General features: G+C 41.6%; 26 protein-coding genes and 2 pseudogenes. 16 read left to right on the top strand and 12 right to left on the bottom strand.

Features of this window, described 5'->3' with window-relative positions; genetic code table 11:
- Positions 1 to 126: 126 nt before the first annotated feature.
- Both gshA and FTT71_RS06835 read left to right on the top strand, forming a co-directional pair.
- Complete coding sequence (gene gshA / locus FTT71_RS06840) at positions 127 to 1,704, top strand: glutamate--cysteine ligase (protein ID WP_180043508.1); 1,578 nt, start codon at positions 127 to 129, stop codon at positions 1,702 to 1,704.
- An 18-nt stretch (positions 1,705 to 1,722) separates the two neighbouring features.
- A complete protein-coding gene (locus FTT71_RS06835) occupies positions 1,723 to 2,256 on the top strand; it encodes a disulfide bond formation protein B (protein ID WP_004974176.1) in 534 nt (177 codons plus the stop codon).
- A 142-nt stretch (positions 2,257 to 2,398) separates the two neighbouring features.
- On the opposite strand, the gene FTT71_RS06830 is transcribed toward FTT71_RS06835, so the two are convergent.
- A complete protein-coding gene (locus FTT71_RS06830; RefSeq protein WP_154320171.1) occupies positions 2,399 to 3,730 on the bottom strand; it encodes an alpha/beta fold hydrolase in 1,332 nt (443 codons plus the stop codon).
- A 307-nt stretch (positions 3,731 to 4,037) separates the two neighbouring features.
- Between FTT71_RS06830 and FTT71_RS06825 the strand changes: the two genes are divergently transcribed.
- A complete protein-coding gene (locus FTT71_RS06825) occupies positions 4,038 to 4,622 on the top strand; it encodes a YqiA/YcfP family alpha/beta fold hydrolase (protein ID WP_180160830.1) in 585 nt (194 codons plus the stop codon).
- Between the two features lie 14 nt (positions 4,623 to 4,636).
- The gene (gene parE / locus FTT71_RS06820) at positions 4,637 to 6,517 is read left to right on the top strand and encodes a DNA topoisomerase IV subunit B (protein WP_004974183.1); all 1,881 of its coding nucleotides are present in this window, start codon (positions 4,637 to 4,639) and stop codon (positions 6,515 to 6,517) included.
- 121 nt (positions 6,518 to 6,638) lie between these two features.
- Here the strand turns inward: parE and FTT71_RS06815 are convergent.
- The 6 genes and pseudogenes from FTT71_RS06815 to FTT71_RS06790 all read right to left on the bottom strand — a co-directional run.
- Positions 6,639 to 6,970: pseudogene (locus FTT71_RS06815) on the bottom strand (transposase); the annotation flags it as partial.
- A gap of 62 nt (positions 6,971 to 7,032) precedes the next feature.
- Positions 7,033 to 7,325: pseudogene (locus FTT71_RS06810) on the bottom strand (phospholipase D family protein); the annotation flags it as partial.
- 137 nt (positions 7,326 to 7,462) lie between these two features.
- On the bottom strand, positions 7,463 to 8,878 hold the full coding sequence (locus tag FTT71_RS06805; RefSeq protein WP_096901624.1) for a DASS family sodium-coupled anion symporter: 1,416 nt from the start codon (positions 8,876 to 8,878) through the stop codon (positions 7,463 to 7,465).
- Between the two features lie 176 nt (positions 8,879 to 9,054).
- A complete protein-coding gene (locus FTT71_RS06800; RefSeq protein ID WP_004974188.1) occupies positions 9,055 to 9,837 on the bottom strand; it encodes a sulfite exporter TauE/SafE family protein in 783 nt (260 codons plus the stop codon).
- A 172-nt stretch (positions 9,838 to 10,009) separates the two neighbouring features.
- The gene (locus FTT71_RS06795; RefSeq protein ID WP_180160829.1) at positions 10,010 to 10,738 is read right to left on the bottom strand and encodes an outer membrane protein OmpK; all 729 of its coding nucleotides are present in this window, start codon (positions 10,736 to 10,738) and stop codon (positions 10,010 to 10,012) included.
- A 67-nt stretch (positions 10,739 to 10,805) separates the two neighbouring features.
- Entirely contained in the window at positions 10,806 to 10,979 is a 174-nt protein-coding gene (locus tag FTT71_RS06790; protein ID WP_168417680.1) for a hypothetical protein, read from the bottom strand.
- A gap of 306 nt (positions 10,980 to 11,285) precedes the next feature.
- On the opposite strand from FTT71_RS06790, the gene FTT71_RS06785 reads away from it, so the two are divergent.
- The 6 genes from FTT71_RS06785 (at position 11,286) to FTT71_RS06760 (ending at position 16,557) form a co-directional block, all read left to right on the top strand.
- Complete coding sequence (locus FTT71_RS06785; protein WP_004974190.1) at positions 11,286 to 11,651, top strand: HPF/RaiA family ribosome-associated protein; 366 nt, start codon at positions 11,286 to 11,288, stop codon at positions 11,649 to 11,651.
- A 164-nt stretch (positions 11,652 to 11,815) separates the two neighbouring features.
- Entirely contained in the window at positions 11,816 to 12,358 is a 543-nt protein-coding gene (locus FTT71_RS06780) for an ankyrin repeat domain-containing protein (RefSeq protein WP_004974192.1), read from the top strand.
- A 16-nt stretch (positions 12,359 to 12,374) separates the two neighbouring features.
- On the top strand, positions 12,375 to 13,145 hold the full coding sequence (locus tag FTT71_RS06775) for a transporter (protein ID WP_179997058.1): 771 nt from the start codon (positions 12,375 to 12,377) through the stop codon (positions 13,143 to 13,145).
- A 172-nt stretch (positions 13,146 to 13,317) separates the two neighbouring features.
- Positions 13,318 to 15,150: a protein-disulfide reductase DsbD gene (gene dsbD, locus FTT71_RS06770; RefSeq protein WP_180160836.1), complete on the top strand. Its 1,833-nt coding sequence runs from the start codon at positions 13,318 to 13,320 to the stop codon at positions 15,148 to 15,150.
- Complete coding sequence (locus FTT71_RS06765) at positions 15,147 to 15,827, top strand: glutathione S-transferase family protein (RefSeq protein WP_131261214.1); 681 nt, start codon at positions 15,147 to 15,149, stop codon at positions 15,825 to 15,827. Before dsbD ends, FTT71_RS06765 begins: the two co-directional genes overlap by 4 nt.
- Positions 15,828 to 15,993: 166 nt before the next feature.
- Entirely contained in the window at positions 15,994 to 16,557 is a 564-nt protein-coding gene (locus tag FTT71_RS06760; RefSeq protein ID WP_096901633.1) for an FMN-dependent NADH-azoreductase, read from the top strand.
- A 107-nt stretch (positions 16,558 to 16,664) separates the two neighbouring features.
- Here the strand turns inward: FTT71_RS06760 and FTT71_RS06755 are convergent, their stop codons facing one another.
- The gene (locus FTT71_RS06755) at positions 16,665 to 17,576 is read right to left on the bottom strand and encodes an alpha/beta hydrolase (RefSeq protein WP_004974206.1); all 912 of its coding nucleotides are present in this window, start codon (positions 17,574 to 17,576) and stop codon (positions 16,665 to 16,667) included.
- A gap of 154 nt (positions 17,577 to 17,730) precedes the next feature.
- Between FTT71_RS06755 and FTT71_RS06750 the strand changes: the two genes are divergently transcribed.
- Positions 17,731 to 18,168 carry a DUF2147 domain-containing protein gene (locus FTT71_RS06750; protein WP_004974208.1) on the top strand — a complete coding sequence of 146 codons (438 nt, stop codon included), beginning with the start codon at positions 17,731 to 17,733 and terminating at the stop codon, positions 18,166 to 18,168.
- 96 nt (positions 18,169 to 18,264) lie between these two features.
- Here the strand turns inward: FTT71_RS06750 and FTT71_RS06745 are convergent, their stop codons facing one another.
- Together FTT71_RS06745 and FTT71_RS06740 are read right to left on the bottom strand one after the other, a co-directional pair.
- A complete protein-coding gene (locus FTT71_RS06745; RefSeq protein ID WP_026438350.1) occupies positions 18,265 to 18,612 on the bottom strand; it encodes a Spx/MgsR family RNA polymerase-binding regulatory protein in 348 nt (115 codons plus the stop codon).
- Between the two features lie 545 nt (positions 18,613 to 19,157).
- Positions 19,158 to 19,976, bottom strand: coding sequence for an exodeoxyribonuclease III (locus FTT71_RS06740; RefSeq protein ID WP_096901635.1), 819 nt, complete (start codon positions 19,974 to 19,976; stop codon positions 19,158 to 19,160).
- A 39-nt stretch (positions 19,977 to 20,015) separates the two neighbouring features.
- Between FTT71_RS06740 and pyrE the strand changes: the two genes are divergently transcribed.
- The 3 genes from pyrE (at position 20,016) to FTT71_RS06725 (ending at position 22,659) form a co-directional block, all read left to right on the top strand.
- Positions 20,016 to 20,666, top strand: coding sequence for an orotate phosphoribosyltransferase (pyrE, locus tag FTT71_RS06735; protein ID WP_096901637.1), 651 nt, complete (start codon positions 20,016 to 20,018; stop codon positions 20,664 to 20,666).
- 476 nt (positions 20,667 to 21,142) lie between these two features.
- A complete protein-coding gene (locus FTT71_RS06730) occupies positions 21,143 to 22,003 on the top strand; it encodes a PAAR domain-containing protein (protein ID WP_178867106.1) in 861 nt (286 codons plus the stop codon).
- Positions 22,000 to 22,659, top strand: coding sequence for a hypothetical protein (locus FTT71_RS06725; RefSeq protein ID WP_136144754.1), 660 nt, complete (start codon positions 22,000 to 22,002; stop codon positions 22,657 to 22,659). Before FTT71_RS06730 ends, FTT71_RS06725 begins: the two co-directional genes overlap by 4 nt.
- A 48-nt stretch (positions 22,660 to 22,707) precedes the next feature.
- Here FTT71_RS06725 and FTT71_RS13435 read toward each other — a convergent pair whose 3' ends face one another.
- The gene (locus tag FTT71_RS13435) at positions 22,708 to 22,767 is read right to left on the bottom strand and encodes a hypothetical protein (protein ID WP_225531235.1); all 60 of its coding nucleotides are present in this window, start codon (positions 22,765 to 22,767) and stop codon (positions 22,708 to 22,710) included.
- Between the two features lie 154 nt (positions 22,768 to 22,921).
- Positions 22,922 to 23,116: a DUF3565 domain-containing protein gene (locus tag FTT71_RS06715; RefSeq protein ID WP_167846407.1), complete on the bottom strand. Its 195-nt coding sequence runs from the start codon at positions 23,114 to 23,116 to the stop codon at positions 22,922 to 22,924.
- A 116-nt stretch (positions 23,117 to 23,232) separates the two neighbouring features.
- Between FTT71_RS06715 and gshB the strand changes: the two genes are divergently transcribed.
- Positions 23,233 to 24,177 carry a glutathione synthase gene (gshB, locus tag FTT71_RS06710; RefSeq protein ID WP_004974228.1) on the top strand — a complete coding sequence of 315 codons (945 nt, stop codon included), beginning with the start codon at positions 23,233 to 23,235 and terminating at the stop codon, positions 24,175 to 24,177.
- Between the two features lie 319 nt (positions 24,178 to 24,496).
- Positions 24,497 to 25,600, top strand: coding sequence for an undecaprenyldiphospho-muramoylpentapeptide beta-N-acetylglucosaminyltransferase (murG, locus tag FTT71_RS06705; RefSeq protein ID WP_004974229.1), 1,104 nt, complete (start codon positions 24,497 to 24,499; stop codon positions 25,598 to 25,600).
- Positions 25,601 to 25,603 lie beyond the last annotated feature (3 nt).

Here is a 25,603-nt window from a genome sequence, read left to right as displayed (position 1 = left end):
AAGTTATACTTGAACGGTAGCAATTTCATCTCAGATCATCTGCATGATAGAGAAAATTGCCACCGACCCAAAATCAGCCTGTGGTTTATGTCGTATTTGTAGTGTATTGGATTAAGCGAGAGTGTAATGAGTCAACCCGAACCAAATGCGCAAGATGTTCTACCAACATGGGTAGACGCTGCGTTGCTTCAAGGGATGTTGCGCGGGATTGAACGCGAAAGTCTGCGTATGCAAAGCGATGGCTTCTTGTCGCAGCAAGCACATCCTCAAGCCTTGGGTTCGGCACTCACACATCCGCATATTACTACGGACTATTCCGAAGCGTTGATGGAGTTCATTACTCCACCGCAAAGCAGTATTCAACACGCGCTTGATTATTTGCGAGATATTCATAGCGTGGTGCATCAACACTTAGGCGAAGGTGAAAAACTTTGGCCGCTGTCGATGCCGTGTATGCTCGATGAAACCGATGACGGTATTCCACTGGCGCAATATGGCAGCTCCAATATTGGGCGCTTTAAAACCTTGTATCGCCGTGGTTTAGGTGTGCGCTATGGTCGCCGTATGCAGACCATTTCAGGGGTGCATTATAATTTATCCTTCCCTGAACATTTATTTGCCGCCTTGCAACAACATGAAAGTGATGAGCAGCTCAAAGCACTGAGTTTGCAAGATTATCGTAGTCATCGTTATTTAGGTTTAATTCGTAACTTTATTCGTTTAACGCCATTGGTGATGTTTTTAGTCGGTGCAAGTCCATCGGTTTGTCAGTGTTTTATGACGGGGCGTGAACATCATTTGTTGCCGTTGTTAAGAGGCACGTTGTATTTACCGTATGCGACTGCGTTGCGTATGGGTAACTTTGGCTATCAAAACTCGGCGCAGAAAAAACTTGGTATTCATTACAATGACTTAACAGGTTATTTAGATGGTTTGCAAAAAGCCGTGAAAACCCCGTACTTGCCATTTAGCCGCTTAGGTTTAGATGATGCTACGGGTGAGCCAATTCAAATTAATGACCATGTGCTGCAAATCGAAAATGAGTACTACAGTTTGGTGCGCCCAAAACAAGTACCACAAGAAGGTGAAACCCCATCTCAAGCACTTGCCAATCGTGGTATTGGTTATGTCGAATTACGTGCGGTAGATGTTAATCCGTATAGCCCAATTGGGATAGATGAACATACCGCAGGCTTTTTGGAAGTCTTAGCATTGTATTGTTTGTTGCAAGACAGCCCAGCCTTGTTAGATGCGGAACAAAGCATCATCGAAAAAAATCAGGCCGAAGTGGTCAATCGTGGGCGTGCGCCAAATGCGCACATTCAAGAGAGCGATGTTAAAACCCCAATTGAAGCGTGGGGACAGCAGTATGTCACCGCCATGCAACCTTTGGCTGCTTTACTCGACCAAAGTTATGCGACGCAGCTGTATTCTCAAGCTTTAGAACGCATGATGGTGCGTTTGCATGAAGTCGATGAAACTCTGTCGGCACACATGATTGCCGATACTATTCGTCATGGTGGTACGTGGGGCTTTGGCAGTTATATGGCGCAGCAACATGCACATGCGTATGAGCAACATGCGCTGCGTCCTGAAACACAAACATATTTTGATGAAATTGCAGTGCAATCTATTCAGCAACAACAACAACTTGAACAAGCACAGGGTCTGAGTTTTGCAGACTATGTCGCACAATATAGATAACAGCTCAGAGATTTAAACATGCAATTGAGTTATCGTCTGCTAAGTGGTGTTTTATTTTTAGCCAGTGTCATTGGGATGACATTTGCATTGTATTTAGAGCATGTGCAAGGTTTAGCGCCGTGTCCACTGTGCGTTTTTCAGCGGGTGGGCTTAATTGCATTGGGTTTGGTTTCACTGATTGCTTTTGTGCATAACCCTAAATCTAACGTGGTTAAGCGTATTTACGCGCTGTTCGGCAGTATTGGAATTTTATGGTCAGTGGGTGTGGCAGCACGGCATGTGTGGCTGCAAAACTTACCGCCCGATCAAGTGCCAAGCTGCGGTCCAGGGCTAGATTATTTGGTAGATGCCTTACCCATGAAAGCCGTATTGCAACAAGTACTGTCGGGTTCAGGTGAATGTGCTGTGATTGACTGGACGTTCTTGGGGCAGTCTTTACCCGTGTGGTCATTGCTGTTCTTTAGCGTGTTGGCACTCATCAGTTTATGGCAATTGCTGCGTAACTATCCGTTTGTGGCATCGACTACATTTGGCAAAGTGAAGAAAAAATAAATTCGGGCTACTTGCTCACTGAATTGATAAAAATGCGCCATCTCAATGTAGATGGCGCTTTTTTATTTGTGTATTTAGGGGCTGTTGAAAATCCATCTAAAAATCATCGTGTTGTAGCGTATTTTGAACTGTTTAGACTATGTTAGGTGAGCGCGATGCCTTCTAAGCTTGACCAATCACCAATAAACTCACGAATTTGCTGCTCTGGCACTTCTTCATGCGCAGGATAAAACCATTTCACCAATTGCTCAGCCACACTCGGATGATATTGCAACTGAAAATGGTTCAGACCATAGAACACAGCTTTGTGCGATTCAGGCAGTTTTAATTGAAAACGTGGGTTAGGATGTTCCCCCAAAGCACTTTTTATACTGACTAAATAATCGCCAATGACTTTGCGGGTCAGGTTCTGCTTTTTCTCAAACTCAATGCTGCCTGCCACGAAATAAGCATTAATATGGGTCGGCAAAGGTGCAGGTTTGCGGTTGTCATCGACCTGTCCAATTCGTGCCTGATTATGTTCCCAGTCATCATCTCGCACACTGCCATAGCGCAAATCTAAAATGCCGTTGCTGCGAATGTTGACCAAATGCCCGACAATTTTCACAATAGGAAAGCGACCTAATTTTTCCTGTAAATGGAAACCAAAACGCTCCAAAACAGCCCCATGATGTGGTGAACCCAAGCAGACCAGATTTTCGACCAAGTGAATCCAGTGCTGCAAATTTTGCTTACCGTAAAACAGCGCACTGCGCGACACCAAGCCACCCATGCTGTGCCCAATTAAATCAATACTGGTAATTTTAGGATGACGCTGAATTAAATCATCTAAGGTATTGGCAAGACTGCGGCCATTGGCAGAAATGCGACGCCCTGTATTGTAATTCAGATATAACATGGTGTTATGGTCACGTTGTGCCAGTAATTTTTCACCAAAACCACCAAATTGGTGTGTAGTCCAATCGAGGTGATTGCGGCATAAACCGTGCACAAAAATTACCACACGTCCAGACAAATCGCCTTGTTGGACTTCGCCATAATGGTCATAGAGCACCATAGGTAAGGCGAGCGGATTTTGCTGTTCGAGTAGATAATCTCCCAGTACGCCATTCAGTACACCGACTAAAAAATGCAGGCTTGGCGTGAGTGCTTTGTCATGTAAGTTGGGAAATTGCGCAATGATTTGACGTAAACCTGGTGCAACAAAGTGATAGCCGTATTGTTGTAAGCTGTGGAAGGCAAACTTATACAACTTTTGAAAAGTTGCGGTTTTTTGAAACTTTTGCGAGCGTTGTTCGCTCATGCCAAATACGCTGAGCAAAACTTCACGCTGAATGGTTTGAATCACTTCGCTCATCACGGCATTCAGGCGCGTGCTGACCAACTGTGCCAAGCCTTCTAGGATATCGGCCTGACTTGGAGGTGTACGATCCCATCTACAATACGTTTCATGCAGCGGTGTTAAACTTGGCATACTGTGTTGCCCCTTGTGTTCCCATATACCGAACGCTTTATTTTTACTTGGGTTCGCGGTATAAACTCAAGGGTCTGCTGGCATTTCATGAATTTACAGAACTGCAAATTTTTAGATGAATGTCACCAAACCCGATACTTTTATTTTATCGTGTTCATCTTGAACTACTTGTAAAATACCGATGACTGCCAAGATGTTCGCATCTTTTTGTCTAACAATTGCATTTTTCCATGAAAATTAAATTAAAAACGCAAAATAAGTGCTGTATCAGCCAAAAATTGAATGGTGTTACTAAGAAATGTCGCGCATGAATTTAATTTATTTACATGGTTTTCAAAGTAGTCCTTTGTCCATGAAAGGGCAGCTATTGTATGCCTATGTGCAGCAGCATCGCCCTGGTATTCAGATGCATTTGCCCGATTTAAATGCTCCACCTTTAGCGGTTTTGGCAAACGTATCGGCATTGATTCGACGTTTGCCCAATGTGGCATTGGTGGGCAGCAGTCTAGGCGGCTTTTATGCGACACAACTGGTCGCACAGCATCATGTGCCTGCTGTTGTGATTAACCCTGCTATGCGACCATGGCAATTGTTTCAGGACTTGTTTGGCGATGTGCTGCCCTATGTGGTACATCCGAACTGGAGCTTAACTGCAGCGCAATTGGATGACTTAGCAGACATTGCGTTGCCAGTTGCGCAAGATGCAGACAAAATATTGGTGTTATTGCAACAAGGCGATGAAGTTTTGGATTATCGTGAAGCGCAGCGTTATTATAGTGCTGCCTCACCTTCGGCCATGATCATGACTGAAGCGCACGGCAATCATGCCATGGATGATTTTGCAGACAAAATTCCGATGTTACTGCAATTTTTATCGGATTCCCTAGCTTAAGGAAACAGTACAACGTGTCTCAATATACCGCTCAATCTCTTGAAGTTTTATCTGGTTTAGATCCAGTACGTCGTCGCCCGGGCATGTATACCGACACCACACGTCCAAACCATTTGGCGCAAGAAGTTATTGATAATGCGGTGGATGAAGCACTTGCAGGGCATGCCAATAAAATTACCGTAAAAGTCTATAAAGATGGCTCTTTGTCGGTAGAAGACAATGGCCGTGGTATGCCTGTCGATATTCACCCAGAATACGGGCAAAGCGGGATTGAAATTATTCTGACCAAGCTGCATGCAGGCGGTAAGTTCAGCACCGACAACTACCAATTTTCGGGCGGTTTGCACGGGGTCGGTATTTCTGTAGTGAATGCCTTGTCCAGTCGGGTTGAAGTGACCGTACAGCGTCAGGGCAACCTGTATAAAATGGCTTTTGATCAGGGCGAAGCTGCTGCACCTTTAGAAGTCTTGGAAGGCAAAGCCCCAAAACGTGCTTCGGGTACGTTGGTACATTTCTGGCCTGAAGCTAAATATTTCGATTCACCTAAATTTGCGCTAAAAGCCTTAAAACACAATTTAAAAGCCAAAGCGGTACTAGCTGCAGGTTTAGAAATTCATTACATTGATGAAATTAACGATGAAAAAATTGTCTGGCAGTTTGAAAATGGTCTAGTCGACTATTTGATGGATGAGCTGGAAGATCGAGAGATTGTACCTGCCCCTGCTTTTGTGGCGACAGGTGAGGCAGAACGTGCTAGTGCAGAATTTGCAATTTGTTGGAACGTAGAAGGTGGCGAGCAAATTCAGGAAAGTTATGTCAACTTGATTCCGACTGCGCAAGGCGGTACGCATGTCAATGGACTACGTTCTGGTGTGACCGATGCTTTACGTGAGTTCTGTGAATTACGCAATTTATTGCCGCGCAATTTAAAGCTATCTGCCGAAGATGTTTGGGATGGGGTTAACTACATTTTATCGTTAAAGTTCCAAGAGCCGCAGTTTTCTGGGCAGACCAAGGAGCGTTTATCGAGCCGTGAAGCGGCAAGCATTATGCAGAATATCGCCAAAGATGCTTTTGCCTTGTGGTTGAACCAAAATTCTGACATTGCCATGCAATTGGCAGAAATGGCAATTTCCAAAGCAGGTCGTCGTTTAAAAGCAGCGAAAAAAGTAGAACGTAAAAAAATCGTTTCAGGCCCAGCTTTGCCGGGTAAATTAGCCGACTGCGTGGGACAAACCCGTGAAGAATCGGAACTGTTTATTGTAGAAGGTGACTCTGCAGGTGGTTCTGCTAAGCAAGCGCGTGATAAAAACTTTCAGGCGATCATGCCAATTCGTGGAAAAATTTTAAATACGTGGGAAGTGTCTTCGGACGAGGTTTTGGGTTCGCAGGAGGTACACGATATTGCAATTGCGATTGGGGTTGACCCAGGTAGTGATGATTTATCTGAATTGCGTTACGGTAAGGTTTGTATTTTGGCCGATGCCGACTCAGATGGTTTACACATTGCCACTTTGCTGTGTGCTTTATTCGTGAAACATTTCCCAAGTTTGGTGGAAGATGGGCATTTATACGTCGCCATGCCGCCGTTATTCCGTATTGATGACGGTAAAGATGTGCATTATGCGCTGGATGAAGATGAGTTAGAAAACACGCTGAAAAAAGCCAAAACCAAAAATCCGCAAATTACCCGATTTAAAGGTTTGGGTGAGATGAATGCCAGTCAGTTACGTGAAACCACGATGGATCCAAATACACGCCGTTTGGTGCAATTGGATTTGGATGATAGTCATTTTACCGCGGGTTTATTGGATAAATTGCTGGCTAAAAAACGCTCTGCAGACCGTAAAGTGTGGTTAGAGCAAAAAGGTAATTTAGCCGATTTGGCGGTTTAAGCTGATTTAATTTAGAAAAAGCATGCATTATTTCAAAAAAGTAATGGATGCTTTTTATTGTAATTTTGATTGGTGTTTATAATTCAATATTTTCAGGCCATAAAAAATATCCACCATATTGACTGGTTTTAAATTCTGCACCTACGTCTTTGCCTTGTTGAGTGAGTGACTTTCGCTGAACAGGCCTTAAAACTTTTTTAAAAGTGCATCTTGCAAGATGTCTGACTTTAGCCGCTCATCAGCATACATGCGTTTTAAACGGGCATTTTCAGCCTCAAGTTCTTTAAGCCGCGTCATCATTGAAAGATCCATGCCGCCATATTTGGACTTCCACTTGTAGAATGTAGCAGAGCTCATACCATGTTCGCGGCACAAGTTCGGTATGGGTGTTCCTGCTTCAGCTTGCTTCAAGATACTCATGATCAAGCTGTCTGAATACTTAGATGTTTTCATAGAAAATCTCCTTAAATCAAGGTTATTCGATTTTCTACTTTTAAACTCAATTATTTTTAGGGGGGATTACCATACATTCAGATTCATTGAGATAGCATTTAGCATGTAAGTTTTTACAAAAACTGAGCCGAACAAAATCAAGTTTTTGCATCCATTTTATTTCATCAGGATGTAAATCGCTTTTTCCATAAACGATTCGAATATCAATTTTGAGTCGATCTTTATCTTCAAGTAATTCTTTAATACGGTCATTTAAACGTAAATATGGGCTAATTAAAATTAACCTTTCTTTGGCATTTTTTATCAGTTCTTCTAAGAAAAAATTGGTCGCGCTCGTATTTAAAAACTTAGCCATTTAACCCTCCTCATCGTGTCTAAATTATTATGTTTCGAGTATAGCGAATTTATTTAGGTAATGATTTGATGATTAAAAATATTCTAAAATTGAGGCGAAAAAAATGGAGCATCTTGTGCTCCATTTTTTATTGATCCTTAACTAAAGAACCAATATACAAATAATGAAATAATAAATACGCACATGACGTTCAACACCATGCCCACACTCATCATTTCACTTTGTTTAATTTGACCTGTACCAAATACAATCGCATTTGGTGGCGTTGCCACAGGTAACATAAAGGCACACGATGCACCAATACCAATAATCACCACTAAAATTTCTTTTGGAATACCCATTTGGTCTGCAATTGCAGCAAATACAGGAACCAATAACGCAGCAGACGCTGTATTACTGGTAAATTCAGTTAAGAAAATAATGAAGATGGTCACCGCAAAAATCACTACCAATGGCGAAGTATCACCAAAGGTATTGGCAAGGGTTTGACCCAATACCAAAGATGCGCCTGAATCTTTTAAGATCGCACTGAGGGTTAAACCACCACCGAACAGTAATAACACGCCCCAATCGGTATTTTCAGCTACTTGCTTCCAAGATGCAGTACCTAGCATGACTACCAAACATGCAGCAGCTAATGCAGTCCATGTATCGGGTTGGCTAATGCCGAAGGTTTCGCTAAGTTTTTTACCAAAAATCCACGCCACTGCAGTACATACGAATAAAATCATCGTTGCAACACGGGTTTTGGTCCAAGGAATCACTTCAGTTTCAAAATGAATTTTTTGATTTAAATTTGGACGCAATACCAAATATAAGCTGACCAACATCGCTGGTAGCAAAATCAGCATCATTGGTAAACCAATTTTCATCCAGTCAGCAAAGTCATAGTCTAATGCTTTGGCTGCAATAGCGTTTGGTGGCGAACCCACCAACGTACCCAAACCACCTAAACTGGCAGAGTAGGCAATCCCCAATAAAATGAAAACGAAGGTTTTACGCTCTTTGGTGGCATCGAGGTGTGATAACAAACCTAGTGCCAACGGTAACATCATCGCCGCCGTGGCTGTGTTGGAAATCCACATCGACAACGCAGCAGTGACGATAAAAATAGATAAAACCGAAATCCCCAAGTGACCGCCCGACATGGAAATAATCCACATCGCAATTTTACGATCCAGTTTCTGAATGTGCAGCGCAGTTGCTAAAGCAAAACCACCAAAGAACAGGAAAATAACAGGATCGGCAAAAGTCGCCAATGCCTTGCTGGTGCTAATTGGCTCAAGCACTTTGCTGGCATTTTCAACAGGCATGCCCAAAATTACGGCAAGCACCGGCACCAAAAGTGCGGTAATGGTAATGTGTACAGCTTCGGTGAGCCATAAAATACCAATAAAAAGCAACAGACTTAGACCCTTATTTGCATTTTCATCATAGGGCAAGACATTGTATAAACCGAAAGAGAGCAGGGCTGCAATTGCAACAATCACCCAGGTCTTGATCAGTTCTTTTCGCTTAATATTGGCTGGCACTTCTATATGGTTATTTTCCATAGAAGTTCACTCCGTCAAAAGGAATTAAAAGAAAAGAGGGAAGATTGGTCGATGCAAACGACCGAAGCAGTCTGAATAGACTGTTTTTTAAGCTGGTCTTAATTATAGGTGTAAATAATTATTTAAGCCAAAAAAAATCTAAATAATTTTCCATTTGTTATGTTTATTGGTCTGATTTATATCAATAAAGCAGGTGATGTTTGGATGATGAATAATCCTTGAGCAATCGCGTAAAGTGCCATAAAACCCAATAACGTAAATACAATCTGCTTAAATAATGTCTGGGAAATTTGTTTACGAATCAGACTGCCGATATACACCATCAGCATAGAGATGATGCAAATCAGGGCTAAAACTTTTAATTGTATGTGGCTAAACTGTTGAATTACTGGATATAAAACTGCCAATTGAATGAGTTTGGAAATAATAAAGTTTAAGTTGCTAATCACCACAATATCGGTTTTGCTGTGTTGAGTGCTGAGTAAATACATCATTAGAAATGGTGCCATGGCATTGGTCGCACCACCAATCACACCTGCCAGCAAACCAAAAATCAGCATATTTTTGAGTGAGGCAGAAATTTGCAAAGGACGTTGTCGAAATTGATCGGCCACGTACAATAAAATCAGTACGCCCATTGCCAATTTTAAATAACCTTCGTTCAGAATGAGCAGCAAACTGACGCCCAAATAGCTGCCAATCAGCGCACTGAAGATTAAACCCCAATATTTTTTGCAGTAGCCATATAAACTGCTGAATATAGATTGTGTGGCATCGCCCCGCAGCATGTAGATATTGAGAAGCAAACAGGGAATCAGAACCAAAGCAACCGCAGTACTGAGTGGATATAACATCGCCACCGCAGCCGTACTGAGCATAGGAAAACCAAAACCGCTCATGCCATGCAAAATTGCAGCAATCGCACAAAACAGCAGAATAATGAAATCGGTTTTTTGCATGTGGGCTTCACAGTGCTTTTTATTTGAAATTTAACTCAATGTAGCGGAGTTTTGCGCTAAGTACAAATGGGTTGCATGGTTATGAGCAAAGCATATTTATTGGAAACTATTTTAATGACCAATAAAAAAGCAAGACCGAAGTCTTGCTTTTTTGAACAGAGAAAAATACAGCTTAGAAATGGTATTTGACCAATGCGCTGACATCGTTTTGATCTACGCCTTTAATACCAAACTTGTTGTTCCAAACAGAGTGTTCGATACCGACATATAAACGTGTATTTGGCGAAATGTGTTTGCCTGCATTCCATTTATATTGTGTAGTCCAGTTGAGTTCGCTAGCGTGGTCATCTTCTGCAGTAGACCAGTCTAGGAAGGCATCAGCCAAGAACTCTTCTGAACCAATTTTAAATGGTACAGCATAAGTGATGGTCATTTGATAATCATCTTCTTGGCCATCATTTTCTACTTTATAGAAGTTGATGTTTGCATATTGGGTATATGGGATGTCTAAAGCAAAACCAATACCGTACAGGTAGTTGTTAAAGCCTTCACCACCTTCCCAAGTCGTTGCAATCAAAACGTCTTTAATTGGGCCGACTGCCAGTTTTTGGCCTGAAACAGCACCCAAGCTTAAACGTGGTGCAACTTCAAAATAAGTTTCGTTGCCACTTAGATCATTATTGGTACGGTCAGCAAAGGCAAAAAAATCACCGTATTTCAATCCAGCAGCATATTCAGCAGTAATAGTGGTTTGCTCTAAATCATCAACCATGCCAACAGGATGAGCATAATTCTCACCATATAAACCTGTAATGCTAAAATCTTGCCAAACTGGCGCAGCTTGCGTAAAAGTTGCAGCAGTAGAGAGAGCGCATAGCGCAGCAATATGTGTAAATTTCATAAAATAAGACCCCAAGAAAAGCGTTTCAAGGATACAGATTCTTAAGCAAAAATAAAGCAAAATTCGATTATTGACAGGTCATTTCTTGGTATTTTTTGCCAATTCTAAAAGCGCTGCATTTTTTGCAGGATTTAAAACCAATGGTAAAAATAATGTCTAGCTTTTTGCATGCCATGCTAAGCCCCTTAAAAGCATCAAGTTTCTGTGTTGAAAAACCAATCACATCTGCTTGAACAGTCAAATTGGTTGCTTATTGAACATCTGAGCGAAAACTTGTCCTAAAAGGGTTATTCTTTTGCTGCTTTTCTATAAATATTGCTTGCATATTTTTCAGATAGGCCCGATATTCAAGGTATAGGGACACGGTTCTGCAGAATTAAAAGTGTTCATCATTCACGTAGGAGGAAGTGATTCCAAACTAAGTTGAAGATGTACTTTATGCTGTAAAAACAGCACATTATAAACACGCCAAAACATATATATAAAATTATGTGTAAGATTTTGGCACAACAAGATTCAGAAATAACGAACGCAAGAGGATGAAATCATGAACATTGAAATCCGTACCGATAAAAACATTCAAAACAGTGATCGCTTAATTAGTTACGTTCGTGAAGAACTGAATAATGAATTCCAACGCCACAGTGAGCGTATTACCCATTTTTCAGTGCATTTTAGTGATGAAAATGGTGAAAAAGGCGGTGATGACGATATTCGTTGTATGATTGAAGCACGTCCAGCAGGTTTAAAACCAGTGGTTGTGAATCATCGTGGTCATAACATTGATACTGCAATTCATGGTGCGATTGACCGTTTAAAACGCAGCCTAGAACATGCGTTTGAGAAAAATGAGAATCCTCGTGGTGCTCGCCCAGAATTTGTAGATACAGATGTTGGTGGCGACGACGAATAAGGATCAGACAGATTCCAAGAGCCTCGCAAATTTTGCGGGGCTTTTTTGTGTTTGCATGCAGCCAATGCACTAAATTCACGATTTGCTGACATTTATCTCATACAAATGTCGCTTTATTGGGCATAATAGTTCTAAATTAAACATTGAATAAGAGAGCTCTCTGCATGTTAACTGCGCAACAACAAGTCTTGGTGCAAGCAATAGAAGAATTAGACCTTGCCCAAGTGCAACGCCTATTGGCAGACGGTTTAGACCCTAACTTTATGGATGCCGAAAAAGGCCCTGTAATTTCAGTCTGGTCAGATGGTTTATTTCAATGGTGGGAAAAAGTCTGCGAAGCATATGAAGCAGGTCAGCCACTCACAGAGCAGCAAAAACAGCAAGATTTGCAAGTGCATTTAGATATTTTAGAGGCCTTGATTCAAGCCAAAGTGAATTTGCATTTATGGGATGCCGAAGAAATTTACGGCCCATTGTGGGATGCGGCTTCTGCAGCATGTGTTCCTGCGGTACAGCGTTTATTAGATGAAAAAGTCGATCCGAACAGCAAAGATGAAGATGGTTTAACGATTTTATCTTCAATTAGTGATTTATTGTTTGATTGTGATTTTGATGAAATTCAGTGGTCGGATGCTTTGCTAGAAGAACAGCAGACTTTAGAATTGTTGCGTCGTTATGGCGCAAAAATGAGCAAAGAATTGGCCTAAGAGCAGAGATAAAAATATGTCAGCATTAAAAACAGTTGGGTTAATCGTGGCGGCAGGCATCAGCATGCAGGTGAGCGCGGCAGATTTTGAGTTTGATCGTCCTGGTGCAGGAATGAGTACGGGTATTACACCTGTAGGGAAACTGGCTTGGGAACAGGCTTTGCCAAGTGCAAGTTATCAAGAAAGTAACGATGCTTCGGGCGAAAAAGTTAAAACTACTCGCCTTAATGCTGACATGCTGTTACGTACAGGTTTGGCGCAAGATTTAGAGTTACAGCTGGGCTGGCAAGGGCCTGCATGGAGCAAAAGCAAAACTGCAGGTCAATCGGTTGAAGATGATGGTTTGGGTGATGTCAGCATTGGTTTAAAACAAGCCATTGACTTAAATGATGACAAACTTTCTATGGCCGTGTTGTTGCAAGCGCTAATTGCCACAGGCAATGATGGCTTTAGCGAAGAAGATGATATTTATAGCTTGGGTACGGCAGTCAGCTATCAATACAGTGAGCTGTTAAAAACAGGCATCAACATGCGTTACGATGTACAAAATAGCGATTGGGCGGTTACAGCAATTCCCAATATTCAGTACCGTTTAAGCGATCAATGGTCAGGTTTTTCAGAATTGGTCTATCGCAAAGCTGAAAGTCAGGACAATGAATATGGCTTAATTTCGGGAGTGATTTACGCACTGAATGAACGCACTCAACTGGATGCCAGTGTCGGTGTAGATTTAGACGGTGCAGATAAAAGTTACCGTGCAGGTTTAGGTATGGCGTTTTTGTTCTAAGCCATTTAAACCATTTAAAGCTTTAAAATACGTTGTATGCTGCAGCAGGCCAAAGTTATTAAGTATTAAGCTTGCTGCAGATTCGTTTTCATCCTAATAAAGTTCATGCCGAGGCGAGCAGAACATGAAGCAGTCCTTATTTCAGACCTTTTGGCAAGCTGCTGTTGATCTAATGGCTGATATTTTTCGCTATATGAATAGGGGCTTATCTTGTCTGCTCGCAAGTCTACTTTTATTGTGTTCGCTAAGCCTACACGCAGAAGCACCTTTACTCCCACCCGAACAAGCCTTTCAGTTTAGCGTTGAATCGGTCAATCCCCAACAAGCCGAACTGCGCTGGAACATGCCTGAACAGTATTATTTGTATCAGCATCAATTTAAGGTTGAGCATGGACAGCAAATACTGGCTTTAGAGTTGCCTCCCGCAGAAGATGTTTATGATGAAAACTATGGACATACTCAGGTTTATTATCAACAAGTCAGTTTTAAAATTCCCACGCAGGCTGCACAGCGCTATCAAGTGAGCTGGCAAGGTTGTGCGCAAGATCGACTTTGTTATCCACCACAGCGCATTGAATTTCAGACAGACAGCACTGGTTTGGTGATTTTAGACAATCAAAGCGCAGCACAAAAAAATCTGTGGGGTGGACACAGTAACCCAACCCAGAATGTGTTTTCGACAACACCTGCCAACTCCACGCTAGCATCCTCAACAAGTGTTGCGACAGCGCAACCCATCACTGCACAAGATCAAATGTGGTCAGAAAAACTGGCACAGAGTTCATTTGCTTATGGCTTGCTACTGTTTTTTGGTTTAGGGGTTTTATTGGCCTTTACTCCATGTTCTTTGCCGATGTTGCCCATTTTGACCTCCTTGTTGGTGCGTGAACATAAAGGTGTCAAAGCGTGGACGATTACTCTGGTTTTTGTCTGTAGCATGGCAATGGTTTATGCCATATTGGGTTTAATTGCGTCATCCGCAGGTTTGAATTTTCAGCGTTGGTTACAACAACCTGCTACTTTAATTGCCTTTAGTTTACTGTTTGTGTTGTTTGCCTTAAATTTGTTTGGACTGTTTGAGATCAAGTTACCACGTGCTTGGGTCAATCGACTCGATCAGGTGCAATCTATGCAAAAAGGCGGCAATTTGGCAGGTGCTGCACTCATGGGCATGTTGTCGGCACTTTTGGTCGGCCCATGCATGACTGCGCCATTGGCAGGGGCGTTATTGTTTATTTCACAAACCCAAAGTCAGATGCAGGGGGCGTTGCTGCTATTTACGCTCGGGTTTGGCATGGGTTCGCCGTTATTGTTGGCTAGTGTGCTTGGGGCAAAAGCTTTGCCACGCGCAGGTTTGTGGATGCATCAAGTCAAAGTGCTGTTTGCCTTTATTATGTTGGCATTGGCATTGTATTTTATTCGTCCGTTATTGGGTGAAGCATGGATGCAATGGCTTAGTTTGGCACTTGGAGTGGGTTTTGTCGGCTATGTGTTGCATCGTTTGAGTGGCTATCATGGTACGCTGCGGGCGATTTATCTGAGTGCGTTATTGGTGGTGGTGCCGTATCTGATTTATAACCAATATCAACACAGCCAGCGTTTTTGGCAGCAGGAAAACGATGCGGTTTTAGAATGGCACCGTGCAACGACTGCAACGGAATTACAACAGTTACTTGCCCAAGCTCCGAAAAATCAGCGCATGATTATAGATGTCTATGCCGATTGGTGTGTGGCGTGCCGTCCGATTGAGCAACAGGTATTGACATCTTCCACTGTAAAACAGGCACTTGCAGAATTTTATTTAATTAAACTCGATTTAAGCCATTACGATGCCAGTCATCAAGCCTTGTTGAATCAATGGGAAATTTTAGGGCCACCTACCTTTTTATTTTTGGATGCACAACAACAAGAAATTCGCAGTCTGCGTTTAACAGGTGCATTTAACGAGAGCACTTTGTTAAATCAACTGCAGCAACTTCAAACCACACAGGAGTCATCGCCATGATGCAGCTGTATATTGCCAATAAAAATTATTCGAGCTGGTCGATGCGCCCGTGGTTGGTACTGAAGGCGTTTGACTTGGCTTTTGAAGAAATACAACTGAACTTTCCCTGCGAGCGTGGCGAGGGCGATTTTAAACAACGTGTCCTAGAAATTAACCCCAATGGTAAAGTGCCTGCCTTGTTAGATCAGGGCATGTTGATTTGGGATTCTCTCGCCATTTGTGAATACTTGGCAGAGCAATATCCTGAACAGGCACTTTGGCCGCGTGATGTACAGCAACGCGCTTGGGCGCGTAGCATCAGCGCAGAAATGCACAGTGGTTTTACCGATTTACGCAGTTTATGTGGCATGAATATTCGCGCCAATTTAGCAGAAGTGGGTACAAAATTATGGCAAGAACATTCGGGTTTAAGGCAGGATGTGGCACGCATTGAACACATATGGTCGGCACGTCCTGCAGCAGATGGTTTCTTGTGTGGTGAATTTAGCATTGCCGATGCGTTTTATGCTCCTGTGGTGACGCGTTTTATGACTTATGCCTTGCCTGTAAGTGCCAACAGCCAACACTATATGCAGCGGGTGATGCAGCATCCTGCTATGCGCGCTTGGGTACACGCCGCATCACAAGAAGCAATGTGGGTCAATTATTTAGAGCCTTATCAAAAACCAGCAAAATGACTTGGAAAAAGCAGGATTAGGAAAAATACTGCGGAAGTTTTTGTGCGGTAAAGTGGTCTTTTTTGTTCCAAAAATAAAACATAGTGTCTTAGTTTTCCCAATTATTCTATTTACGCTGCACGATTAAAATAGCGTTATTAAATGAATACAAGATTGGAACATCCCCATGAAAATTTTACACATCGACTCGAGTATTTTAGGTGAAAACTCAGTTTCACGTCAGTTAAGCCAAGCGATTGTGCAACAATTGACTGCAAAAAATAGCAATGCACAGGTCGATTATTTAGATTTGGCACAACAGCCGATTCCGCACTTAACTGCCGAAATTTTAATGGGGCAGGATGCAGAACAAGCGGCTTTGGGTGAAAAAATCATCCAGCAATATATTGATGCCGATGTCGTGGTGGTGGGTGCAGCCATGTATAACTTTGGTTTGACTTCAACCTTAAAAGCATGGATTGACCGCATTAGCGTGGCGGGAAGAACCTTTAAATATACCGAGCAAGGGCCTGTAGGTTTAGCGGGTGAGAAAAAAGCCTATATCGCCAGCAGCCGTGGCGGTGTGTATGGTGATAATAGCCCTGCTGATTTTCAGGAAGATTTCTTGAAAACCATCTTCAACTTTACAGGGGTGAATGATGTAGAAATTATTCGCGCTGAAGGGGTGAGTATGTCGGAATTTAAAGACCAAGCTGTTGCCAATGCGATGCAAAAAATTCAGGCGATTTAACCCACTATTTCAATAAAAAAAGCTCAGTGCCTTGAGGGTGCTGAGCTTTTTTTATATAGATGGATCGGCTAAAAGGGTTGGTTAGCAAAGCCTTGTTATGGTTGAACTTAGCTCTGATCTTGCCGATGTGCAAACTCTGCTAAATCTGCCAATGCACGTTTGGCTTCTTCAAACCACGGTGAAAACATTTGAAAATTGTGCCACATACCCGTGTAGAGTTTGTAATGCACTTCTACGCCTGCCTGTTCGGCTTTTTCTTTAAAACGTGTTGCATCATCCAGCAAAATTTCTTTAGAGCCAATTTGTACTAAAACTGGTGGTAATTCGTGTAAATCATCAAACAATGGCGAAATTTGCGGGTCTGCCCGATCAAGTTCAGGCGGTACATAGTAATCAATGCCTGTTTCCAGCGTTTCAATTGACAGCAGGGCATCATGCTTGCTGTTATAACGCAAGGATTCACTGGTGAGGGTTAAATCTAAAAATGGTGACAGCAGCATTAAGCCACTCACTTGCGGCAATTGCTCATCACGTATTTTTAAAGCTAGCGCCAACGCTAAATTTGCACCGCAAGAATCTCCTGACAAAATAATATCTTTGGCGTGTATACCTTGCGCCAACAGACTTTGATAGACATCAAACACGGCTTCCAAAGCATGTGGAAAAGGATGCTCAGGTGCAAGCGGATAATCGACATGAATCACTTGCATTTGGGTGCGTGCCGCAACTTGACTCAAAAATGCTCGATGGGTATTTAACGAACCCAGAAAAAAAGCCCCGCCATGAATATGAAAAATGAGCTGTGTTGCAGCATTCTGTGGTTTTAATTCTTCGGCATGCAGACCTGCTAAACGCAGCGCGCGTACCTGCACCGACTTTTGCATGGGAAATAAACGGCACATTTGTTCTAGTGCAAAACGTACAGAATTGGGGGGTAAATTAAATTGGCTTGGTTTGCGAATGGTAGTTTTTAAAAACTGCTCTGTAATAATTTGTTTCCACATGGGGTTAATCTTCATGATTTTTCCATCTTGTTCTTTATTTGATCGGATATTTGTGTATTTACCAACATAATTTACAAGGGTACACTAAACGGTCACATTCAAAAATTGCAAATTTGTTGTGACTTTTTAATAATAAAGTTGTCTGATAGTAGACCAGGGAAACAAAACAATGAAAAAAATTGCACTTGCATTCGGGCTGTTAGGTTTAAGCGCTTTGGCCAATGCTGCAGATCCGCTTAACGGCACAGTTTGGAAAACAATTGACGACAAAACCAAACAACCCAAAGCCACGGTAAGATTTACTGAGCAAAAAAATGGAACTTTAACCGCAAGCATTCAGTCAATTTTAACGCCTGGTGAAGAAAATGCCTGTACAAAATGTGAAGGTCCGTATCACAACAAATCACTCAAAGGTTTGACCATTGTTCGCGGTCTGAAAAATACAGGCGGCACGAGCTACGATGGTGGTTCAATTCTTGACCCGCAAACAGGTAAAACCTACAAGCTAAAAGGTAAACTTGCCGATGGTGGTAAGAAACTGGAATTGCGTGGTTTCATTGGTGTAGCGGCATTGGGTCGTAACCAAACATGGATTCGTGCGAACTAAGCATGTATTCCACCTGTGCAGTTGAAATCATATTGCACAGGATATAAAAAAACCTGCTCCATGTGAGCAGGTTTTTTTATTGGTATTTTTTTAAACTTAACCTAAAGCACGATAAGCCGCTTCATCAAAACCCGCAATAAAGCCTGATTCAGTTTTTAAGACAGGACGTTTAATTAAACTGGTGTGAGTGCAAAGTGCTTCAATTAAGTTGGCTTCACTGGCCAAAGCAGCTTGCTGTTCTGCTTCGCTGAGTTTGCGCCAAGTGGTGCCTTTTTTATTCAGTACTACATCTTGCCCAAGCGCATCTAACCAACTTTTGACAGTGTCGGCATCGATCCCTTGTTTTTTATAATCGTGAAACTCATAACTTAGCCCCAATTCATTGAGTAAATCGAAGGCTTTTTTCATTGAATTGCAGTTCTTAATCCCATAAATTTTTAACATATTTTTTTCACGTTAATATCATCAAACTGGCTATAGCCTAGCCCAAAACAGCGCTAAGTGCTAGAAACTTGCAGTGAACAATGATTGGCTGTTTAAATGGTATGTGTCATCAATACGTCATACCGATGTCACCAAATTGACACTTGATCGCTCTAAAATGGGACGCATAAACAGAAAAAAATGAAAAACTTGATAAGAACAGACTCTAGTGAAAATAAAAAATACAGTGAAGAACAACAGTAACAGCGCAAAACAGAAAATAAGATGATAAAAAGAGAAAACCCGCATTTAATCATCCTGATTATGCGGGTCTCATTTTAACGTCCATTGTTACATCCTTGAAACTAACCAAAACCAGTTAGTTTATTTTCCATCCTTCGGCTTCCAATCCTTTTGTGTCATCCTGACTGTCCCTTTGCCGTGATGCAATAATGCGCTGAATCGACTTGAAGATAAATACACAAAGTCGACAGATTATGTGCGAATTGAACCTCAGTTGAGTGAACAACTGTTCACTCGTGTAGGCTGTGAAATTTGTGTGAATATTAGATCTTATAATCAATAATCACGGGAGCATGGTCACTAAACCATTCTTCTTTATACACCCAAGCATTGACAGTGCGTGCTTTCCAGTCGGGTGAACAGGCATGATAATCAATCCGCCAACCAACGTTCTTGGCACGGGCTTGCCCGCGATTTGACCACCAAGAATACAACTCTGCTTCATGGCGTACTTCACGGAAGGTATCGACATAGCCCAAGTCATTATAAATATGATCTAACCATGCACGTTCATGCGGTAAGCAACCTGAAGACTTTTGGTTACCTGACCAGTTTTTAATATCAATGCGCTTATGCACAATGTTGTAATCGCCACAGACAATGATCGATTTATTGTCTTCACGCCACTGTTTTAGAATTTTTTGATACTCTTCTAAAAAGTGATCTTTCCGCATTTGCGCTTCTTCACCCGAAGAGCCAGAAGGCAAATACAGTGAACAGATGTAAATTGGGTGATCCAGTCCTACATCAAATTCAGCACTGATAAAGCGACCCTGAGAATCGGCCAATTCAAAGCCTAAACCATTTTGCACAGAAACAAAGGGCAAACGGCTATAAATGGCTGTTCCTGCGTAGCCTGCGCGTTCTGCAGGGAAAAGATGCGTGTGCCAGCCTTCTGGCTTAAATTTATCGGTCCATTGGGCGTGTGTGATGCGGCTTTCCTGCATGCAAATCACGTCTGCTTCAGACTTTTCCAACCATTCGAGTAAGCCTTTGCTTACCGATGAACGCAACCCATTGACGTTAATTGAAACCACTCGAAGAATTTTTTGATCACTCGGATAGCTACTCTTTGGTATCATGCTCAGGTCTTACCTCAATGTATTAATTTGGAGCACCTCATGACATCGCCAGCTCAATTTAACCCGCAAGCTTTTATCGAACTCGCCTTATCACGTGGTGTGCTTAAATTTGGTGAGTTTACTTTAAAATCGGGTCGTGTGAGTCCTTATTTTTTTAACGCAGGTTTGTTGAATGATGGCGAAGCTTTATCGCTATTGGCTTCGGGCTATGCAGATCAACTCATGCAATGCAAAAATGTAGATGTTATTTTCGGGCCTGCCTATAAAGGTATTCCATTTGTGGCAGCTACAGCAGTGGCTTTATCGCAAAATCATGGCGTAAGTGTGCCGTGGGGGTTTAACCGTAAAGAAGCCAAAGATCATGGCGAAGGCGGTGTGTTGGTGGGTGCTGCGGTTGAGGGCAAAAAAGTTTGGATTATTGATGATGTGATTACTGCGGGTACGGCTATTCGTGAAGTGGTGACTATTTTGAAAAATGCAGGCGCACAAATTGCGGGCGTATTGGTGGCTTTAGACCGTCAAGAAAAAGGTCAGGGCGATTTGTCTGCTATTCAGGAAGTGCAAAAAGAGTTGGAAATTCCTGTGCATGCTTTAATTACCATGAAAGATTTAATGAATTATTTGGATGCTAAAGGTGAAAAAGATGCCTTGGCGAAAATGGAAGCGTACCGTGTGAAGTATGGGATTTAAGTTGTTTTGGAGAAGGAAGCGAGAGCTTCCTTTTCGCTTTTATTCAGTTTGATTTTTAATAATATAATGAAATGTAATAAATAATAAAAAAGCCCGACTGAGGGGTGAGACAAATTTTGTATTTTTAAATCACATTAAAATTTAATATGAGAAAAGTACTATGATTTTTTACTAATTTAAAAGTTTGTTATACTTCGCATTATATAATAAAAACATATACGAACTCAAAAATGACAAGATCAACTTCGTTATACAAATTATTTATCAAAACACTAGAACAACAGATGTTCTCAAAAGAGATTGAGCAAATCTTAAAAGTTGTTGAAGGTATCACTGCTCTATTGGTCAGTAGTCAATTAAAGAATGGCGATGAAATTATTGATACTTTTAACAATTCGGTGGCAATATGCATTTTTAAAGATCAATTAACATTTCAGAACTCTCTTAGTCATGACTAAACTATAAGGATTAAGATTATGAGAGGTTTTGCTATTCATAATGCACCAACTAATCATGGTGGTCGTATTCTAGCTACTCAGATAAGAAATTCTCAAATGGGCAATTCTTTTGTTAGAGCGGGCGATGGGCATTTCTGTCCAAGATGTAAATGTTGGTCTTCAGTGATTAAAAGCCATGACCATATTATCTTTGATGGTAAGCCAGTTGCTTATGTCGGGGATAAATTAACATGCGGTGCTATTATTCAGCCGCAACAGTCGCATGTTGTTGGTGGGAGTAATGCTAATTATCATATAGTTTCTAATCCTCAAACTGAGCAAACTCTGCCTATAAGTGCTCAACAGAATTTAATAAATAGTTTTACAAATAAGAGGAAGTATGAGAACTATTATATTGAGTTTAATAAAACCGATTATGTAAAATTTAAAACAGGAATTCCTCCATACGATGAAGATAAAAAAGGGCTATTTGGGAGTGTTTTACAAATAGTTTCAGGAGCATGTGATTTTATCGTTACATCTATTTTAAAGAAAAAGAATCTGTTTATAACAGTTTCATATCACCCGCCAGTTGTAAAACATGATGCAAATAAAATCACTCCTTATGCAACTCTAAGACTCTATAAAGAAAAAAATAGAAAATCTGAATTATTAAAAATACAAGAATTGAAGTCTGATGGTGGGGTTTGGAGTATTGAGCGAGGAAAAGAACCAGTAGGTTTCTGTAACATTACCTTACCTGAGCCTGATTTACTCCTATTGAGGGTTGAATTAGATCTTGGATATGTATTGACGTTTAGCGGTGGAGTTGTTACCCCGATACCCAGTTTTACAACCCACAGCTTTACTTTAAATTCCGCAGCAAGGGAAGTTAGATGAAGAATTTTCTTATTTTTTTAACAGCCTTCTTGATATTCGGAAGCACTGCCTGCTCATCTAATGGACATAATACACATCATGGTGAAGTTGAACTCACTCAAGATAGTGAAGCTGCCCAGAGTCTTTCTGCAGAAGATCAATCTATTATAAAAAAATATAAAGATACGATTCATAATTTGAATTTTAGGGAAAGAGAACATGCGAATAAGGTAATGAAAGATAGTTTGTCTGAAATAAACAAAATTAAGAATGATTCCGAGCGAGAAAAGTTGCAAATGCAGATTTACTTAGCCACAGCCATGTATAAAGAAGCTTATGATTTAAATAGTAAAATGTTAAAAACTAGGTTTAGCGAAGCACGTTTACTGACTCAATGTGAGTTGAGCTATTACGCTAAAAAGCCTAAAAATGAATATGAAAAATGTTATGCCCAAGTAGCGTCATTGCTGGAAAAGACATTGAAAGTCACTCCTAAAAATGACTCTGAATATTTATATGGTGAGTGGGGGTACTTACTCGCGATGTATAAGGCAGGACATGAAGAATATAGACAAAAAATGGAAGATTTTATTCATTCTACTCAAGATAAAACGCTGAAATATCAGTTTGAAAGTTCTTATGAGTTGGCGATTGAACAGATCGCTAGTTACCAGTGATCTTTGTTGTATTGGTTTTCAGGAGTGCGTAAATACATCAACCTAACCCTACTGTTGTGATGTATGCAAAATTCTTAAAATACGAACAGAATCTTTAACGTCATACACGACAACATAGTGCGATGCACCACAAGTTCTCGAGTTCCATGGATGAGACCAGATCGCCCTTTAATGGCAGCGAAGAATGCTATACACGCACGACTTAAAAGGAGACATTTGGGGTATGAAGAGGGTATGAATAACACTGAGTCCCTAAGCGTATTCACTCAGTCTCCTCCTCACACTTCTTACACTCCAGCATCACCCCCAACTTTTCCTTGCGCCCTTGCTCTGTGATTACCCACGGGCGGTTTTGCCACGGTGGATTATGCCGCACATGCTGCCCATGACCGCAGGCCAAATCTGCGACCCAATCATTTTCTTCATCTAAATGAAAATCAATAATCGCTTGTTGCATCGCATACTCCTAAGTGCATGATGATCGTGGATAAAGCGTTACGAAAATTGCAGCAAAACCAAAGCCAAACTCCGCTATACTTTTGCTTATTCAATTCTTCAAAAGAGCACCGAAATATGCGCGTACTTGTTGTGATGGATCCCATCGAAAGTGTCAATTTGAAAAAAGACTCAACCATGGCGATGTTATGGGCGGCAAGCCGTCGTGGGCATACCTTGGGCTATGCATTACAGCAAGACTTATATATTGATCAGGGCAAGGCATTTGGTCTGATTGCATCGCTCAAAGTCTTTGAAGATTATAACCATTATTACGAATTGGGCGAAAAACGCAAAGAATCCTTAGCTGATTATGATGTCATTCTCATGCGTAAAGACCCGCCTTTTGACATGAATTTCGTTTATACCACATATATTTTAGAGCAAGCTGAACGCGAAGGCGCATGGATCATCAACAAGCCGCAAAGCCTGCGTGACTGTAATGAAAAGCTGTTTGCGACTCAATTCCCAGAACTACAAGTTCCGACATTGGTCACTTCACAACAAAGCCTGATTCGTGAATTTATTCAGCAACATGGTGATGTGATCGTTAAACCGCTCGATGGCATGGGCGGCATGGGAATTTTCCGTTTGTACCAAGATGGGGTCAATATTGGCTCAACCATTGAAATTCTGACCAACAACGGCACTCAGCCAATCATGGCGCAGCGCTATATTCCAGAAATTGTAGATGGTGATAAACGCATCCTCATGGTTAATGGTGAGCCTGTGCCTTATTGTTTGGCACGAATTCCACAAAATGGCGAAGTGCGTGGCAACTTAGCTGCAGGTGGTTTAGGCGAAGCACGTCCATTGACTGAAAATGACAAAGCCATTGCCGCCAAAGTCGGGCCATTTTTACGTGAAAAAGGCTTGGTTTTTGTCGGATTAGATGTGATTGGCAACTATGTCACTGAAATCAACGTGACCAGTCCAACGTGTATTCGTGAAATTGATGCACAGTTTGGTACATCCATTGCCGATGATTTATTTACCGTACTTGAAGCAGGTCGTCCCAACTAAGTTTGGGCTTTATGCTCACTGTATCAATACAAAAGCCGTTTTCTATTTGAAAGCGGCCTTGTTTTTAGAGACGTGGATACAAAAAACAACTTAAACACTTTGCAAAATAGATCAATCAAAGCAGGTAAAATTGAATAAAACTTAACATTTTCCGTAGATTAATAATAAAACTAGTTTAAACTTGAAAATCTGTAGAAAAAAACAATCAAGCACTTGGTGAAAAAAAGTAAATAACCTTTCAAGCCCATGCGTTTGTGATTACAATTGATAGCTTATACAAGATTTTTATTTGCCTTATTTTGAGTTGAAGAATTAAACCGTGACTGACGCACAGCAACAACAGCCTAAACATGTCATGATGATGGCCGCAGGTACAGGTGGACATGTTTTTCCCGCTTTGGCCGTCGCAAAACAATTACAGCAACAAGGGATTCAAGTGTCATGGTTGGCGACCCCAACGGGCATGGAAAATCGTCTGCTTAAAAATCATAATATCCCAATTTACCAAATTAATATTCAAGGTGTACGTGGCAACGGTTTGATCCGTAAACTGGCTGCACCATTTAAAATTTTAGGCGCAACGCTCAGTGCTGTGCGTTACATGAAGCAATTAAAAGTTGATGCTGTTGCAGGTTTTGGTGGTTATGTGGCAGGGCCAGGTGGCTTGGCAGCACGTGCTTTGGGTATTCCTGTGCTGATTCACGAACAAAATGCAGTTGCGGGTTTTACCAACACTCAATTGTCACGTGTGGCAAAAACCGTGTGTCAGGCTTTCCCAAATACCTTTCCAAACAGTAACAAAATTGTCACCACAGGCAACCCTGTTCGTGAAGAAATCACTGCGACCTTAAGCCCTGCATGGCGCTATCAGGAACGTGAAAAAGCAGGCTTGCCAATTCGTATTTTAATTGTGGGTGGTTCACTAGGTGCACAAGCCTTAAATGAATGTGTACCTGAAGCGTTAAAGCAACTAAATGTCGCTTTAGATGTTTATCATCAATGTGGGCAAAACCATGCCGAAGCGACGCAGGCACGTTATGCACACAAGCCTGACCATTTACAGGTTGAGGTACAGCCTTTTATTGAAGATATGGCCAAAGCCTATAGTGATGCCGATTTAATTATTTGTCGTGCGGGCGCACTCACGGTAACCGAGGTCGCGACTGCAGGTGTTGCAGCAGTATTTGTACCATTGCCTAGTGCGGTGGATGATCACCAAACTGCCAATGCCAAGTTTTTAGCCGATCTTGGTGCAGCAAAAATCTGTCCGCAAGCCAGCATGACACCTGAAAGTTTAACAACATTATTAACCCCGTTAATGAATCGTCAATTGTTGTCTGAAATGGCGGTCAAAGCCCGTCAGCAGGCGCAGCCTGATGCAACTCAACACGTGGTTCGTCTTATTCAAGCATTGTTCGAGTAAAAT

The sequence above is a fragment of the Acinetobacter sp. YH01004 genome, assembly GCF_013420455.1.
Lineage (GTDB): Bacteria > Pseudomonadota > Gammaproteobacteria > Pseudomonadales > Moraxellaceae > Acinetobacter > Acinetobacter towneri.
This window is presented reverse-complemented; position numbering and strand designations above follow the sequence as displayed.

Bases quoted from the DNA above. Each gene is read 5' to 3' on its own strand.
- gshA (WP_180043508.1), top strand. From the start codon at position 127: ATGAGTCAACCCGAACCAAATGCGCAAGATGTTCTACCAACATGGGTA.
- FTT71_RS06835 (WP_004974176.1), top strand. From the start codon at position 1,723: ATGCAATTGAGTTATCGTCTGCTAAGTGGTGTTTTATTTTTAGCCAGT.
- FTT71_RS06830 (WP_154320171.1), bottom strand. From the start codon at position 3,730: ATGCCAAGTTTAACACCGCTGCATGAAACGTATTGTAGATGGGATCGT.
- FTT71_RS06825 (WP_180160830.1), top strand. From the start codon at position 4,038: ATGAATTTAATTTATTTACATGGTTTTCAAAGTAGTCCTTTGTCCATG.
- FTT71_RS06805 (WP_096901624.1), bottom strand. From the start codon at position 8,878: ATGGAAAATAACCATATAGAAGTGCCAGCCAATATTAAGCGAAAAGAA.
- FTT71_RS06800 (WP_004974188.1), bottom strand. From the start codon at position 9,837: ATGCAAAAAACCGATTTCATTATTCTGCTGTTTTGTGCGATTGCTGCA.
- FTT71_RS06795 (WP_180160829.1), bottom strand. From the start codon at position 10,738: ATGAAATTTACACATATTGCTGCGCTATGCGCTCTCTCTACTGCTGCA.
- FTT71_RS06785 (WP_004974190.1), top strand. From the start codon at position 11,286: ATGAACATTGAAATCCGTACCGATAAAAACATTCAAAACAGTGATCGC.
- FTT71_RS06780 (WP_004974192.1), top strand. From the start codon at position 11,816: ATGTTAACTGCGCAACAACAAGTCTTGGTGCAAGCAATAGAAGAATTA.
- FTT71_RS06775 (WP_179997058.1), top strand. From the start codon at position 12,375: ATGTCAGCATTAAAAACAGTTGGGTTAATCGTGGCGGCAGGCATCAGC.
- dsbD (WP_180160836.1), top strand. From the start codon at position 13,318: ATGGCTGATATTTTTCGCTATATGAATAGGGGCTTATCTTGTCTGCTC.
- FTT71_RS06765 (WP_131261214.1), top strand. From the start codon at position 15,147: ATGATGCAGCTGTATATTGCCAATAAAAATTATTCGAGCTGGTCGATG.
- FTT71_RS06760 (WP_096901633.1), top strand. From the start codon at position 15,994: ATGAAAATTTTACACATCGACTCGAGTATTTTAGGTGAAAACTCAGTT.
- FTT71_RS06755 (WP_004974206.1), bottom strand. From the start codon at position 17,576: ATGAAGATTAACCCCATGTGGAAACAAATTATTACAGAGCAGTTTTTA.
- FTT71_RS06750 (WP_004974208.1), top strand. From the start codon at position 17,731: ATGAAAAAAATTGCACTTGCATTCGGGCTGTTAGGTTTAAGCGCTTTG.
- FTT71_RS06745 (WP_026438350.1), bottom strand. From the start codon at position 18,612: ATGTTAAAAATTTATGGGATTAAGAACTGCAATTCAATGAAAAAAGCC.
- FTT71_RS06740 (WP_096901635.1), bottom strand. From the start codon at position 19,976: ATGATACCAAAGAGTAGCTATCCGAGTGATCAAAAAATTCTTCGAGTG.
- pyrE (WP_096901637.1), top strand. From the start codon at position 20,016: ATGACATCGCCAGCTCAATTTAACCCGCAAGCTTTTATCGAACTCGCC.
- FTT71_RS06730 (WP_178867106.1), top strand. From the start codon at position 21,143: ATGAGAGGTTTTGCTATTCATAATGCACCAACTAATCATGGTGGTCGT.
- FTT71_RS06725 (WP_136144754.1), top strand. From the start codon at position 22,000: ATGAAGAATTTTCTTATTTTTTTAACAGCCTTCTTGATATTCGGAAGC.
- FTT71_RS06715 (WP_167846407.1), bottom strand. From the start codon at position 23,116: ATGCAACAAGCGATTATTGATTTTCATTTAGATGAAGAAAATGATTGG.
- gshB (WP_004974228.1), top strand. From the start codon at position 23,233: ATGCGCGTACTTGTTGTGATGGATCCCATCGAAAGTGTCAATTTGAAA.